14 protein-coding genes are annotated in these 14,237 nt (G+C 50.2%); 9 read left to right on the top strand and 5 right to left on the bottom strand.

Annotated features, from left to right (window positions below; translation table 11 throughout):
- Nucleotides 1–61: 61 nt before the first annotated feature.
- Nucleotides 62–1,396, top strand: coding sequence for a M28 family metallopeptidase (locus DS731_RS18135; RefSeq protein WP_232373571.1), 1,335 nt, complete (start codon nt 62–64; stop codon nt 1,394–1,396).
- A gap of 192 nt (nt 1,397–1,588) precedes the next feature.
- Nucleotides 1,589–2,578, top strand: coding sequence for a substrate-binding periplasmic protein (locus tag DS731_RS18140; protein ID WP_119502646.1), 990 nt, complete (start codon nt 1,589–1,591; stop codon nt 2,576–2,578).
- Between the two features lie 395 nt (nt 2,579–2,973).
- Here DS731_RS18140 and DS731_RS18145 read toward each other — a convergent pair whose 3' ends face one another.
- The 3 genes from DS731_RS18145 to DS731_RS18155 form a co-directional block, all read right to left on the bottom strand.
- Complete coding sequence (locus tag DS731_RS18145; RefSeq protein WP_119503492.1) at nt 2,974–4,086, bottom strand: acyl-CoA dehydrogenase; 1,113 nt, start codon at nt 4,084–4,086, stop codon at nt 2,974–2,976.
- Between the two features lie 210 nt (nt 4,087–4,296).
- On the bottom strand, nt 4,297–4,770 hold the full coding sequence (locus DS731_RS18150) for an Lrp/AsnC family transcriptional regulator (protein WP_181013636.1): 474 nt from the start codon (nt 4,768–4,770) through the stop codon (nt 4,297–4,299).
- Between the two features lie 32 nt (nt 4,771–4,802).
- On the bottom strand, nt 4,803–5,399 hold the full coding sequence (locus tag DS731_RS18155) for a LysE family translocator (RefSeq protein WP_119502647.1): 597 nt from the start codon (nt 5,397–5,399) through the stop codon (nt 4,803–4,805).
- Between the two features lie 113 nt (nt 5,400–5,512).
- Between DS731_RS18155 and DS731_RS18160 the strand changes: the two genes are divergently transcribed.
- Together DS731_RS18160 and DS731_RS18165 are read left to right on the top strand one after the other, a co-directional pair.
- Nucleotides 5,513–6,883: an aminotransferase-like domain-containing protein gene (locus tag DS731_RS18160; protein WP_119502648.1), complete on the top strand. Its 1,371-nt coding sequence runs from the start codon at nt 5,513–5,515 to the stop codon at nt 6,881–6,883.
- A 101-nt stretch (nt 6,884–6,984) separates the two neighbouring features.
- A complete protein-coding gene (locus DS731_RS18165) occupies nt 6,985–8,040 on the top strand; it encodes a serine hydrolase domain-containing protein (protein ID WP_119502649.1) in 1,056 nt (351 codons plus the stop codon).
- A 33-nt stretch (nt 8,041–8,073) separates the two neighbouring features.
- Here DS731_RS18165 and DS731_RS18170 read toward each other — a convergent pair whose 3' ends face one another.
- Nucleotides 8,074–8,859: an RMD1 family protein gene (locus tag DS731_RS18170; RefSeq protein WP_119503494.1), complete on the bottom strand. Its 786-nt coding sequence runs from the start codon at nt 8,857–8,859 to the stop codon at nt 8,074–8,076.
- A gap of 222 nt (nt 8,860–9,081) precedes the next feature.
- Between DS731_RS18170 and DS731_RS18175 the strand changes: the two genes are divergently transcribed.
- The 3 genes from DS731_RS18175 to DS731_RS18185 all read left to right on the top strand — a co-directional run bounded on the left by DS731_RS18175 (nt 9,082) and on the right by DS731_RS18185 (nt 10,967).
- Nucleotides 9,082–9,255, top strand: a complete 174-nt coding sequence (locus tag DS731_RS18175; protein ID WP_119503495.1) for a DUF3012 domain-containing protein — start codon at nt 9,082–9,084, stop codon at nt 9,253–9,255.
- 353 nt (nt 9,256–9,608) lie between these two features.
- Nucleotides 9,609–10,112: an O-acetyl-ADP-ribose deacetylase gene (locus DS731_RS18180; RefSeq protein WP_119502650.1), complete on the top strand. Its 504-nt coding sequence runs from the start codon at nt 9,609–9,611 to the stop codon at nt 10,110–10,112.
- 207 nt (nt 10,113–10,319) lie between these two features.
- Entirely contained in the window at nt 10,320–10,967 is a 648-nt protein-coding gene (locus DS731_RS18185; protein WP_119502651.1) for a YitT family protein, read from the top strand.
- Here DS731_RS18185 and DS731_RS18190 read toward each other — a convergent pair.
- Nucleotides 10,964–11,845, bottom strand: a complete 882-nt coding sequence (locus DS731_RS18190) for a BadF/BadG/BcrA/BcrD ATPase family protein (protein WP_119502652.1) — start codon at nt 11,843–11,845, stop codon at nt 10,964–10,966. The two genes, DS731_RS18185 and DS731_RS18190, sit on opposite strands and share 4 nt — an antisense overlap.
- A 206-nt stretch (nt 11,846–12,051) precedes the next feature.
- Between DS731_RS18190 and DS731_RS18195 the strand changes: the two genes are divergently transcribed.
- Both DS731_RS18195 and DS731_RS18200 read left to right on the top strand, forming a co-directional pair.
- Entirely contained in the window at nt 12,052–13,095 is a 1,044-nt protein-coding gene (locus DS731_RS18195; protein WP_119502653.1) for a LacI family DNA-binding transcriptional regulator, read from the top strand.
- A 499-nt stretch (nt 13,096–13,594) separates the two neighbouring features.
- Nucleotides 13,595–14,230 carry a DUF819 family protein gene (locus DS731_RS18200; protein WP_119502654.1) on the top strand — a complete coding sequence of 212 codons (636 nt, stop codon included), beginning with the start codon at nt 13,595–13,597 and terminating at the stop codon, nt 14,228–14,230.
- Nucleotides 14,231–14,237: the final 7 nt, after the last annotated feature.

Raw genomic sequence — 14,237 nt, forward strand, 5'->3', positions numbered from 1 at the left:
TGGCACTTACAACAGGCTTGAAGGAGTGTTTATGCTACCACGCACACTGGTTGCTACTACCATGCTGCTGTCCGCTTCAGCGATAGCAGCCCCCACCGCTAACGACGACCCGCGCCTGCACGATATTGCTAAAGCAATTTCCGCAGACCGTATTGAAAAAGACATCACTACACTAGTGAATTTCGGTACCCGTCACACGTTGTCTGAAACAAAATCAGACACCCGTGGCATTGGTGCCGCCCGTCGCTGGATCCAAAAAGAATTCGAACAAATCTCCGCGGAATGCGGTGGCTGCCTTGAGGTTATCACGGTCAGTGACACCATCAGTGGTGAAAAGCGAATTCCCGATCCTGTGGAAGTGGTCAATGTCATTGCTATCCAACGGGGAACCACCGACCCGGACCGCTACGTGATCATGTCCGGTGACATTGATTCGCGGGTATCCGATGTGATGGATTTCACATCAGACAGTCCCGGCGCAAACGACAACGCCTCAGGTGTTGCCGGTACATTAGAAGCGGCACGGGTACTCAGCCAGTACAAATTTAACGGCACTATTGTCTACGCAGCCCTTTCCGGTGAAGAACAGGGTTTATTCGGCGGTAAAATTCTCGCCGCAAAAGCGCAGAAGGAAAGCTGGCGCATAAAGGCCGTGCTGAATAACGATATGATTGGCAATATTGAAGGGGTGAACGGCGTTATCAATAACAGTACCGCCCGTCTGTTCGCTGAAGGTACCAGAGTCACTGAAACTGAGGCAGAAGCCCGTACCCGGCGCTTCACCGGCGGAGAAGTGGATTCTCCCAGCCGTAATCTGGCCCGTTATATTGATAAAATTGCAGATCAGTACATCGAAAATTTAGACACCATGGTGATCTACCGGCTCGACCGGTTCGGCCGCGGCGGACACCACCGGCCATTCAATGATTTAGGCTATCCCGGTATCCGCATCATGGAAACCAACGAGAACTATACCCGCCAGCATCAGGACTTACGCACGGAAGACGGCATTGTATACGGCGACACCCTGGACGGCGTTGACTTCGACTATGCAGCCAAACTGACCGGACTGAATGCAGTGAGTCTGGCTGCAATGTCCTGGGCACCGTCCCCCCCGGCAGAAGTATCCATTGAAGGAGCGGTACAACCTTCCACCACGCTGAAGTGGAAAGCCGCCAACAGTAAACAAAATCCTCAGCTAGCCGGTTATAAGTTGTACTGGCGCTACACGGATGCACCGCAGTGGCAATACAGCAAATTTGTTGGTGACGTCACTGAAGCCACACTGGAAAATATTGTCATCGACAACTACTTCTTTGGTGTTGCCAGTGTCAGCAAGGACGGCATTGAAAGCCCGGTGGTCTACCCGGGCGCAGCCGGCAGTTTCGGCGAGTAAGCCTGAAACACAGCTTGCGACCCGTCTCTGCAAGCTGTCCTCACACTATCCTCAGGTTAAAAGCGTGACAGGTTGTCACGCTTTTTCTGTATTAATCCCCCCGGGACGCTACACTTTTACAATAAAGCCGGTTACGGTAGACGACGCTGCCCGAATGACTCCGTACTGGCAGACGTATTTAGGAAGTATTTGATGATAAAGGTATTTAGCGGTTTAATTTTGACGGGCCTGTTTTGTCTGACGACCCCGGCACAGGCAGAAATCAAACTGGGCGCCTCTCCTCTCGCCACTTACATTGATAACGAAGGTGAGCCTGCCAGGCTGAACAGTATTGTCGCTGAGGCCTTCAGGCGTATGGACACGGACGTGACATTGCAAGTGATGCGAAGGGCCTTTTTAGGCGGTGCACTGACTACCGGCCAGCTTGACGGAGAATATGCGTTTATCAGTCTTGATGACAAACAGAGTAATGCCCTCTATTCAACTCCGTATCTGCCTTTATATTTGTATGCAGCCAGCAAACGTCCTGCGGTAAAAGAAATTAAACTGCTGCCTCAGTTACAGGACAGCCGCATTGCTATTGAGAACCGTTTTGCTAATACCACGCAGATCCGCGCCGTGCGCGAGGTGAAATGGTCCCGTACGCCCACTACATTCGATGCCTTTAAACAATTTGCTGATGATCGTACGCCCCTGCTGATGACTTCAGCTTTACTGATTGATGAATTTAACCTTTTACTGCTGGCAGATAACGAGGAACTGGTCTCCCGCTCGGCTGACGCCCTCATTACCAGCGGCTTCCATCTGATGCTGGCAGAGGATACAGCCGCTAACAGAGGCCTGATCTCAACATTTAACGACACCATTTCGCAAATGCAATCTGACGGCACCTACAACACTCTGTTAGGAAAGAGCTGGCTGAGTAAAGACATCAACAACGACGGCATTGCCGATTACATTACGTCAGAATCGGTTTTCCACGATACCACCCCGCCCTCAGCCGCAACGGCGTATCCACTGGACTCAACCCGCCCCGCCGCTGCCAGTGTCTATATGATTGACGGCAACCGTTACGATAACTGGCAGGATGCAGTAAACGCATTACAGGCACTGACACCGGCGGCGACGCAGCTCAGCCTGCTTGATGCCGATATATACGAAAAAATTATCCGGCAGTGGTAGTAAGAAACATTTTATTCTATAAAAAAATTAAACTAGCAAATTCTAACGGAACGCCTATATTTAAAGGGAGTCACCCGATAAATTTATTTTATCGTAGTGAACTAAATTTCTCTGTAACACGTTAGACATATTACTGTCATAATTATATGATAGTGACGGGTAAACCACAGGAGGGCTCATGAATATGCATGCATTAACCAAGTCATTTACGCGGTTTTTTGAGCGGAGCCATCCATATACAGTTGCATACTATATTGGAAGGAAAAATGCTGAGAAGATTTTTGATTGCAAGATCAAGAAGAAATCCAAGCTACTCGCTGACTCAAATCACTAGCGTCAACACCCGATAAACAGGCCTTGTTCACAAGGCCTGTTTTTATTTGTGCCGGAAAAAATTAAAAGAACGCCTGCAGTCCGGTTTGCGCCCTGCCCAGAATTAACCCGTGAATATCGTAAGTGCCCTCATAAGTATTCACTGTTTCCAGATTCAGCATATGCCGCATAACATGGAACTCACCGGCAATCCCGTTGCCTCCGTGCATATCTCTGGCTTTACGGGCAATATCCAGCGCCTTTGAACAGTTATTCCGTTTAACCAGTGAAATCATCACGGGATCAAATGTGCCGTCGTCAATCAGTTGCCCCACCCGCAAGCTCCCCTGCAAGCCCAGCGCAATTTCCGTCTGCATATCTGCCAGCTTTGTCTGAAAAAGCTGAGTCTGTGCCAGCGGCCTGCCGAACTGCTTTCTATCGAGACCATACTGCCGCGCAGCGTGCCAGCAAAACTCTGCTGCCCCCATAGCTCCCCAGGAAATACCGTATCTGGCCATATTCAGGCAACTGAATGGTCCTTTTAGTCCCCGTACTTCGGGAAACATGTTCTCCTGCGGCACAAATACGTTATCCATAACGATTTCGCCGGTAACAGAGGCATTCAGCGACAACTTGCCCTTGATTTCCGGTGCCGACAAACCGGCCATGCCTTTTTCCAGCACAAAACCGCAAATCTCACCGCCCTCATCAGTATTTTTCGCCCATACCACAAAGACATCGGCTACCGGCGAATTGGTGATCCACATTTTATTGCCTGTCAGTTTGTATCCACCCGGCACTTTTTCCGCGCGGGTTTTCATTCCCGCCGGATCCGACCCCGCATCCGGTTCAGTTAAACCAAAGCAACCAATAAATTCTCCGGTGGCCAGTTTGGGCAGATATTTTTCTTTCTGTTCAGTGGTACCAAATGTCGCAATAGGGTGCATGACCAGTGAAGACTGCACGCTCATGGCGCTGCGGTAGCCGCTGTCGACCCGCTCCACTTCTCTGGCAATCAATCCGTAAGAGACATAATTCACCCCGGCGCAGCCATAGCCATCAATGGTTGCCCCTAACAGGCCCGTTTCGCCGAACTGGCGCATGATGGCCGTATCGAAAGTCGCTGTCCGGTTAGCCTTATCGATGCCCGGCATCAGTGCCGTCTGGCAGAAGTCTCTGGCCGCGTCACGAAGCATACGCTCTTCGCCGGTTAGCTGCGTTTCAAGATGAAAAATATCATTCCAGTGAGGATTAGCAGAGGCTGTCACGATGAATTCCTGTTGTGCATTTGAACCTGCACACAGTATCACACGGGTGACACCGGCGGATCACCTGTGAAGTGAAAGAAGGAACTGATTGCTGTCAACCTGATACAACACAAAGTATTGCACGTTGTCAGCCTGCGCTCACAGATGAGTCAGGGGCATTTCAGTGGAATATTTGATTTGTTCCATAGCAAAACTGCTGGTGACATCGCTCAAATCGATGCCGGATACCAAGCGCTTGTAGAAGTGATCAAAGCTTTGCATATCAGTAACCAGCACTTTAAGCAGATAATCATACTCGCCGGACATGCGGTAGAACTCGACCACTTCTTCAAAAGAGGAAGCATGGCGGGCAAACTTGTCCAGCCACTGCGCATCGTGACGGGATGCCTTTACCTGCACGAACACTGTCATGGTTAAGCCAAGATGCATAGCACTGAGCAGTGCCACACGCTTGCTGATCAGCCCGTCGTTTTGCAGTCTCTGGATGCGGCGCCAGCACGGTGTCGTCGTCAGCCCCACCTGTTCTGCAATATCGCTTACCGGTGTTTCACTGTTATTCTGTAACGCCGCTAAAATGGCCTTGTCGGTTTTATCCAGTACTGCTTTTTTCATCTGTGGCGTCCCGTATGCGCTGCTTTCGCCTATTATGTCAACCACAGCGCAATTGCCAAGCCTGAAAGCATCACTGCCAGTGAAGTAAAAAAGCTGTATCGCATTTTCGGGACTTGCAGATATTCGTGGATCACACTGCCAAGTACTGTCCACAAGCTGTTTGCAGCCAGTCCGCTTAAGCAAAACACAATGATAAGGGCCAGGCTGTCTGTGACCACACGGTCGGGTGACACAAACTGGCTGTAGGCGGTGATCAACATCAGCCAGGCTTTGGGGTTCAGCGGGTGTACCAGTATGCCTTTAAAGAATCCCGGGGCAACAGCGCTGGCCCTGCGGGCTTCGGCGTGTCTCACCCGCCACAAGCTGTAAGCAAGATAGAGAATGTAGAACGTACCGGCCACTTTAATGAACGTCACCATCACAGGAAACTGCTGAAAAACACTTCCTAACCCGACGCAAATCGCCAGGGCATTAATCACAAACCCTGTTACCACCCCTGCCATTAGCGGCAGCGTGCTGCGTATGCCCAGTTGCACACTGGTGCCCAGCAAGGTCAGATTAGCCGGTCCCGGGGTAAACGTCATACTGACAGCAAACACCACCAGCAAACTCAGATTCTGCAATTCCATTTTCTTTTCTCTTAAACAACGTACTTAACATTACCAACGTGATTGATATACTGATTGAGCAATCAATAAACACAAAAATATAAATTGTTACCCTATCAATGTGAGAGCAGAAAATGTGGAAACCGACAATTGATGCCACCAGCGACAAAAAGCTCTACCTGCAAATTTGCGACAGTGTGGCACACGCTATTGTCAGCGGAGAGCTGAAGCGGGGCGAGCAGCTTCCCACCGTGCGGGCACTGTCTGCGCTGTTGAATGTTACACCGGGAACCATAAACCGCGCCTTTGATGAAGGAGTGCAGCGGGGAATCATTGAGAAAACACAGGGAAAAGGAACGTTTGTAAAACAGCAAAAACAAGGACGGACGATCAGTGCAGCGATGCTCCCCGGACGCAAAGATGTTTTCGACTTCACATTGAATCAGCCGGCCTGCCTGAACATTGAACCCATTCTTTCAACCCACCTTCAGAACCTTGCCCGTCAGAATGATCCCCGCCTGTGGTCGGTGTACGGCGATACCCGCGGACTGCCGGAACACCGGGAGAGTATGGCGGACTGGCTGAATCTGAGAGGAAATAACGCAGACCCGGAGAATCTTTTCCTCCTTGCCGGAGCCCAGCAGGGCTTGTTGTCTTCCCTGATGTTGTTATGCAATAAAGGGGACACGGTGATGGTTCAGGAAACCACTTTCCCCGGGATCCGTGCCGTGGCAACACTGCTTGGATTGCAATTGCAGCCAGTGGCCATGGATGAGTACGGACTCGATCTCAACGACTTCAAAGCACGGTGCAAGCAGGCCACCAGCCAGGTGCTGGTTATTCTGCCGACAGCGCACAATCCAACCGGAAAAACCCTCTCTCAAAGTCACCGGGAAAAGCTGGTGAAAATTGCCCGCAAATATGACATTTATCTGGTGGAAGACGATATCTATCTGCATGCAGAACCGGTTGTGTCACTGCAACAGCTTGCGCCAGAACGCACTTTTCACGTGTCGGGGTTTTCCAAATGTGTCGCACCGGCGTTAAGGGCCGGCATGCTGGTTTGCCCGCCACAGTTTACCGGTAGTCTGGCACGGGTAATACAGGCGCAGAACTGGTTTACACCGCCGGTAACTACCGAACTGGCTCACAGGCTTTATACAAGCGGCGATGCCGTCGCCATTGAGCAGGCCAGACGGGAAGACTGCATAGAACGTATTGCGCTGGTCAAAGCGATTCTGGGCGAAAAACGTATTCAGTACGACCCGGTGAATTTGCACATCTGGCTGAAACATTCTCCGCGGCTTGATAATGCCGCCGTGATCAGCCGCCTGAACCAGCTGGGTGTTGATGCACTGCCTTCGGTATTCTTCCATGTGACAGAAACGTCTTCGGCGCATTTACGTCTTTGTCTGGGCAATCTCAACCCTGAGAACTTACAACAAGGTCTGGAGATTATTGCCAGAGAGCTGAACCCGTCCTTGCCGGAACGGGCAATCATCTGATCGCCGTTTGCAGCCCGTCAAAGACCGGCCCGGGCAGTTTCCCGGTTCTCTGCTAACTTTATGTAGTCGAAAATAAACCCTCAGGGGGAGAAAGAAACTTAATGAACCGGCTTTCTGCACGGAGTTTCCTGCTGGCACTGATTGCAGTAGCGTCACTGGCCAGTATTGTCCTGTTTGTCCCCTGGACTTTCCTGGGCTCGAAAATGGCGCCGTTACCCGCCAGCATCTCAGGGCAAGTCGACAATTCCCCGGCTCTTGGCCTCGACGGCATGATTGTATACATCGACGAGCAGGGGCAACCACCGGTTACGCTTACCGCCGGCTGGCATAACAAAGAACTCAGACAACCGGCCAGTGGTGATGCCTTCTTTAAAATTGCCAGTATCAGCAAGCTCTATCTGGCGGTTGTTGCAGTAAAACTGGCAGCTCAACATCAGCTGGAGCTTGATAACACTCTGGTGGACTATCTGCCGGACATGGCCGCAGATATCCCGGGCGCAGAAGATATTACCGTGCGCATGTTACTTCAGCACCGTTCAGGCATACCGGATTATATTGATGCTGATGGCTTCGACTGGTTTTCCCCGCCAACGTCGCCGGCAGATTTGCTTAGCCTGGTAAAAAGTCGCCCCTTAGCGTTTACGCCCGGCACGCGCTACAGCTATTCGAACAGTAACTATGTCATCGTTGCCGCCATAATCGACCGGGTGTCCGGCAAAAGTTACCGTGAACTCATTGAGGAAAAAATCCTCCGGCCTCTTAAACTGGAAAATACCTTTTTTTCGTCAAAAGAAGTGAATATGGCAAGACTGATGAGCGGTTACATTAAAGGACTGGATGTAGACGTGAAACCCGTGTGGTTTACCGGTGCAAGCAGCGAAATGGTTTCCACTGCGGCTGACACCGGCAAATTTATCAGGGCTCTGAACAACGGTTCGCTGCTCACATCACAGGAGCAACGCATTTACGGCTCAGTCTATGAATTCGGCCATACGGGTTTACTACCCGGTTACAGCAGCATTGCAAGGTATCATCAGGACATCGATACCGTAGTGGTTCAGTTTGTCAATAATAGCGGCGATGACACATGGGCGTTGAGCGAAGCCAATTACGACCGTGTGGTTGCGATCATCCGCAACCGGCGTAAAGAAAATTAAGCCTTCAGCCTTCATCACCGCTGCTCAGTAACTTTACCCCGCCAGTAATATGGTCAGCTCCTGGGCACCGAACATCACAATTTCAAATGCAATCAGAATGATGATGATCCATTCCAGAAACGAGGAGTGCTTGTGCTTCAGCTCATCAGCCAGCATCTCAAACAATTCATGAATCACATTCAGTTTGTTCGACAGTAAATCGACTCTCGGACGAATATCCAGATATTTCATTGTGGCATTATAGGCGTCTTCGAACTCAGGGTATTCCCAGAAGAATTCCGGCGTATCAAGCAAACCATAGTGCAGAAAAATATCGCTTTTGGTACTGAAAAGATGACCACGAATGCTGGCCAGCTTCTGTCTGCTCAGATTAATTTTACCTGATTCAGCCAGTGCCTTAGGTAAATACGCATATTGCTGAATAGTCTTTTCCGCCTGATACTCATACTGATTCAGTTTGGTAGACTGCGCCAGCGCATGACTGACAGCCAGTCGCAACAATGCTTCACCGGCCGGAAGGGAAATCAGGTCGCCCTGCAGTTTGAGTAACTCAGCCCCGGTGTTAAACCGCACATGCTCCTGATGCTCACAGGAAAGGGCATCACTGCTGATTTGCAGGCGATGTAAGAACGCCAGACGTTCGTCTTCGTCCACGCCCCAAAATACCAGCACGCCGTAGTCAAACAGCCATCCTTCTCCGCCCGGCAGCGGCAAATGCACAGCATCCCGGTAGCGTGTTCCGTGCTGAGACTGGCTTATTGTTGTGGTGTCAGATTCTGATAGTACATACACTGAAACCCGATCATTTGAGAAATCCATACTGGCTTCCGACTGGTTAAAAAACGGGCTGATTATGCGCTCAATTTCAGTTATCACCTAGAAATATAAATCATTAATTTTCATGCGTTTACGATACTTAAAGCTGATATCCAGTATGTTCTCTCTGTCACCTCATTGCACGGTCACCTTTTTCTCCGGTAATTGATTTTGTCACCGTCACTGACTTACTATGAAATACCTGACAAATTACGAGCGTTAATTATGAAAAAAGCTGTTTTCGCATTGATTGCATTAACTTTTACCCTGGCCGGTTGCGCCCCGGAAGTTGGCTCAAAAGCCTGGTGTGCTGATATGAAAGAAAAACCTAAAGGCGACTGGACGGCAAACGAAGCCGGCGACTTTGCCAAACACTGTCTGTTCAGCGACGACGATTAATCATTAATCCCCTTTAACCAGCGGATTGCTGAGCGGTCACCGGCAATCCGATGTCATCCTGCCGGGCCGGTATCTGACACTGCCCGGCCTTATCCCCTGCACTTACGTTCTCTCTCTATACTTAACTCTGGCACGGTTCGTGGACTATTTACTCCGGAATATGAGTATTTCTGAATACCGTATCTACCGGATTCCGGAAAACTGTTTATTCCAATCAAAGGCTTAGCCTTATGCATCACAATTTATATTTTGCAGTAACCAGCGCAGATCTTTTCCGGTTTGTTTGACATGTGTCGCTAAACACCGACAACGTCACAACGGAAACAGCACCGCGAACGGTATTTGGGGACACGATGGCAAGGATCAGGGTTATTGACGGCGATATTACGCAACTGGAAGTGGATGCCGTCGTAAATGCAGCGAATCCAACGCTGCTGGGCGGTGGCGGCGTTGATGGTGCAATCCACCATGCTGCAGGACCGGAGCTTTTTGAGTATTGCAAAGCAGTTGGCGGATGTAAAACCGGTCAGGCTGTTTTGACACCGGGTTTTAATCTTAAAGCGCCGTATATTATTCATACCGTGGGGCCGGTATGGCGCGGCGGCATGAACCATGAAAGTGACTTGCTTTCCAAGTGCTACCGGAACAGTTTACGCCTGGCAAGTCAGAATAACATTCAAACCATTGCTTTTCCGGCGATAAGTTGCGGCATTTACGGATATCCGGTGAATTTAGCCTGCGAGGTTGCGTTGGGTTCCATCCGCTTTCACGCCAGCGGAACAGCACTGCCCCACACCATTTATCTGGTGTGTTTTGGTGAGGAAGTTAAATCAGGGTTCCGTCAGCTTCTGGGCTGACTACGACTGGCTGGTAAGACTGGCTGGTATGACTAAATACGCCGGGTAAAACACGCACTGGTAACATCGCATTCACACAAATGCTAAAAGTCGTAAAGATTGCGCACCAGCACCAGCCCCAGCAGACTGTACAAATAAAAAACAACCCCTTACTTCCCTTTTCCCCCTCCGTATAATACGCGCTCTTCAAAAACGGAGGGCTTTCACATGCAAAAACCAAAACACAGTGTGGTTGAAGATATTTTTGCTTTAGTCAGTGCAGGGCTGTTCGTTGCCTTTGGCGTTTATTTATTTCAGTCGCAGGACCTGATGGTCGGCGGCGCTGCAGGGCTTGCGCTGCTGGGAACTTATGCGTTGCCTGTAGACTTCGGGGTGCTGTTTTTCCTGATCAACGTGCCGTTCTATGCCCTTGCGTGGACCCACATCAGCAAACGCTTCACCATAAACACGTTTATCTCCGTGTCTACCGTCTCAGTACTTACTGATCTTATCCCCCGCTTTGTGGATGTCAGCAGTGCTAATCCGGTTTTCACGGCAATATTCGGCGGGATCCTCATTGGCGTAGGCATGCTGATCATGTTCCGTCATACCTCAAGTCTGGGCGGTCTTGGTATTCTGGCGTTCTATCTTCAGCAACGTTTCTCCATCCGTGCCGGTACTTTTCAGCTATCAGTAGACACCGTTATTTTGCTGTCTTCAATGCTGGTACTCGACTGGCGTCTGGTACTGATGTCAGTACTGGCGGCGTTCTGTCTGAACATGGTACTGTCCTTAAATCACCGGCCGGAAAGATATACTCTGCCGTCATTATCCAAACAAGATGACAAACTGCCGGGTGCAGGCGAAGCCAGTTAGTCTGGGCGGACGTGCACCGCCCCCCACTCCGGACCATACTTAGCTTCAATGATTTTCGCCCGGATATCTTCGGGCAGGAATGGCCTTATAGTTCCGGCAAGTCCGCCGGACAGTACCAGTTTCCCCTGACTTTTTTCCATGGCAATACGGGCTATTGATGACAAATAGTCCGTGCCGGAACGGACTATATCTGAAGCATACACATCGCCATTTTCCGCACAGTCAAACACAAGTCCGGCGGCGCCGGCAAACTCAGCCGGTTGCGCATAATTAAGTTTGTTCACGAATTCCCGGGTAGTGTCTGCGCTGAAATGTGCACAGACCGCTTCAGACAGCAGTGAGACCGGCAACACACCATCCAGCGCTTCCAGCGTATGCCGCACCGCTTCACGACCGAACCAGGCTCCACTGCCCTTATCACCGATATTAAAACCGTGGCCACCATACTGAATACAATCATTGCCGCACAGAGCGGCTGCGCAGGAGCCGGTACCGGCAACCAGAACAGCCCCGTTCTCACCACCATGCGCCCCCACCAGCGCAGTATGCAAATCACTGGTGAAACGAAATGATGCAAAAGGATGCTTCCATTGACTGAGTAGTTCTGCGGCTTCTTTCACCGTTGCACCTGCCAGACCCGCACTCACATGGCACTTTGCGAGCACCGCAGCGTCATTCTCATTAACCGCAACGCCTGCATTTCGCAGGGCCAGTAAAACCGACCGGATAATGGCCGGCAGGGCTTCTTTGCCAATCCTGGCCACATTAGCAGGACCGCTTATTCCCTCACCTGCCGGTTCACCGTTTTCATCAAACACAACGGCCTTACACTTGGTGCCGCCGCCATCGACTCCGGCAATATATTGCTGGTTATTCATTTTAATTATTATTCTCCTGACAACTGGTCGCTGAAATCCGGCACCACGGCTAATATTAAAAGGTTGGGTTTGATATTTACCATTTATCGTTAATAAATGTCACTGCAAGGTTCCCGTTCAGGATTAAATTTCATTATAAAACAATACAACAACGTTTTTTATGGCATGATGGCGTTCATGTCCAACGGACTGACAGGATTTTCTGATTGAAAACAACGATCAAGGATGTCGCTGAACTCGCAGGCGTATCCTTTAAAACCGTTTCACGGGTTGTGAACAAAGAACCCAACGTGAGCGAAGAAACCGTTGAAAAAGTGCAGGCTGCTATCAGGCAGCTGAATTATCGTCCCAATCCGGCTGCAAGAAACCTCGCCAGTGATAAGTCCTATTCTATAGCTTACGTCTATGATAATCCGAACGCTTATTACGTTATCGACATGCAAAAAGGCTTGCTTACCGAATGCTACCGGAAAGACTACGAATTACTGATCCACCCCTGCGATGCTGCCGGAGAAGATATCGTTCAGGACATTCTTCATATGGCTACCCGCTCGAACCTGGCTGGTCTCGTATTATCTCCGCCTTTATCTGAAATGCCGGAACTGCTTACACAGATAGCCAGTTACGGATTACCGTTTGTCGGCATAGTTTCCGGAGAAGTACCTTTTGGTATTCACGGCAAATGGCTGTGTATTGACGATTTTCAGGCTTCCTGCGATATCGTGAATCACCTGATCCACCAGGGCCACAAACGCATTGGCTTTATCTCAGGGAACAGAAATCACCGCTCTACACTGGAACGGGAACGGGGTTATCTGGATGCACTGGAAAATTATCGTCTGGATACCAGTGCAGAACTGAGAATAGACGGCGAGTACAATTTCGAAAGTGGTGTATCGGCTATGAAGCAGTTTCTCGCACTGGCGAACCCGCCTACAGCGGTGTTTGCCTGTAATGATGAACTCGCCGCCGGCGCTTTGCTGGAAGCAAGACTGAATAATATTCAGGTCCCTCAGGACATGGCGATAGCAGGTTTTGAGAACAGTCCGTTTTCGCGGCAAACTTCTCCGGCCATAACGACTGCAGAACAGGATACCGTGGCCATAGCCCGTAAGGCCGCCGGCTTACTCATCGACACCATTTCACAAAGCAAACGACACGCTAAGCCGGTGTTTGAAGAAACGGACAGTATCTCCTATTGCCCGGAATTGATAATCAGAGATTCCACAACGAAAAAGCCCGGCAACTGAGCCGGGCTTTGTGTCATTTCGCTTTAGGCGGCGTCGCCTTTGGCGCAGATCCTTGTTGATTAACGGGACGTGAATACGCACCTCTGTTCACTCTCGCTCTACTATAACCTGTTCTCATAACTTACCTCTTAATTGGTCAGAAACAGACTCCTTCTCCAGCAAGGCATCCGGCATGTATCGAAAATAAACTATAGGATGTGATAACAAACCTGGCCGTAATCCTTTCGGCTAACCTTGCTGACACCGCAACCCGCAGGAAGAATAGACAGAACTTGCAACGAATCTTAAATACTTTATTCTAAAGAATGGAGATAATTAGAATAAAAAAGCAGTCCGGAAGATGGAAATGAAAATGTGGAATCACTACCTGCTTGCGATATCAACAGTATATTGCGGCCAAATTAAAGCAAACACAAGCGCAATGTGTTCAACCCGCTTAAATTATCGCCGGGTAACAAAAGCCGGTTCTTTATGATCACCGGCGCATTCGGATACGTCAGTGCCCTATGCAGCTCATTTCAACCGCTGGGTAAAAGCCGACAGCCGTGCGCTGGATGATGTGAGTGCAAGGCTGGCAGAATCGAAGACGGACCAAACTCAGGTGTCAGGCGGCAATGTGCTGATGCTGCTGGCCTTATCCTGCGTTGTCTCATCACTGTCCCAGTGGCTCGCGGCGATGTTGCCGGCCTCCGCTTATTTTTCTACTACCGCCTGGACTGTTGCACTGGTCACCCTGGCCGGGATCGCCGGCGCTGTTACTCCCCTTCGCCGCGTGGGTGGTGCAGATGTGGTGGCTACCGTACTGCTGAACCTGATGATTGCGCTTATTGCATCCAGAGCCAGTTTTTCAGAATTGCTGGAAGCGCCGGTGTATATACTGGCCGGCGGTTGTATCTTACTCACTCACGGGGTGATTATGGTTATTGCGGCGAAACTCTTCCGGCTGGATTTGTTTACCTGCGGCCTGGCGTCACTGGCGAATATTGGTGGTGTTGCTTCAGCCCCCGTGCTTGCAGCCTCATACTCAAAAGCACTCATTCCGGTTGGCGTGTTGATGGCAATGCTGGGTTACATCGTTGGTACAGCAGGAGGACTGGCCGTGGGCAAGGTATTGTCATTGATTGCCGGCGCCTGAATGACGC

The sequence above is a fragment of the Alteromonas sp. RKMC-009 genome, from assembly GCF_003584565.2.
Taxonomy (GTDB): Bacteria; Pseudomonadota; Gammaproteobacteria; order Enterobacterales; family Alteromonadaceae; genus Alteromonas.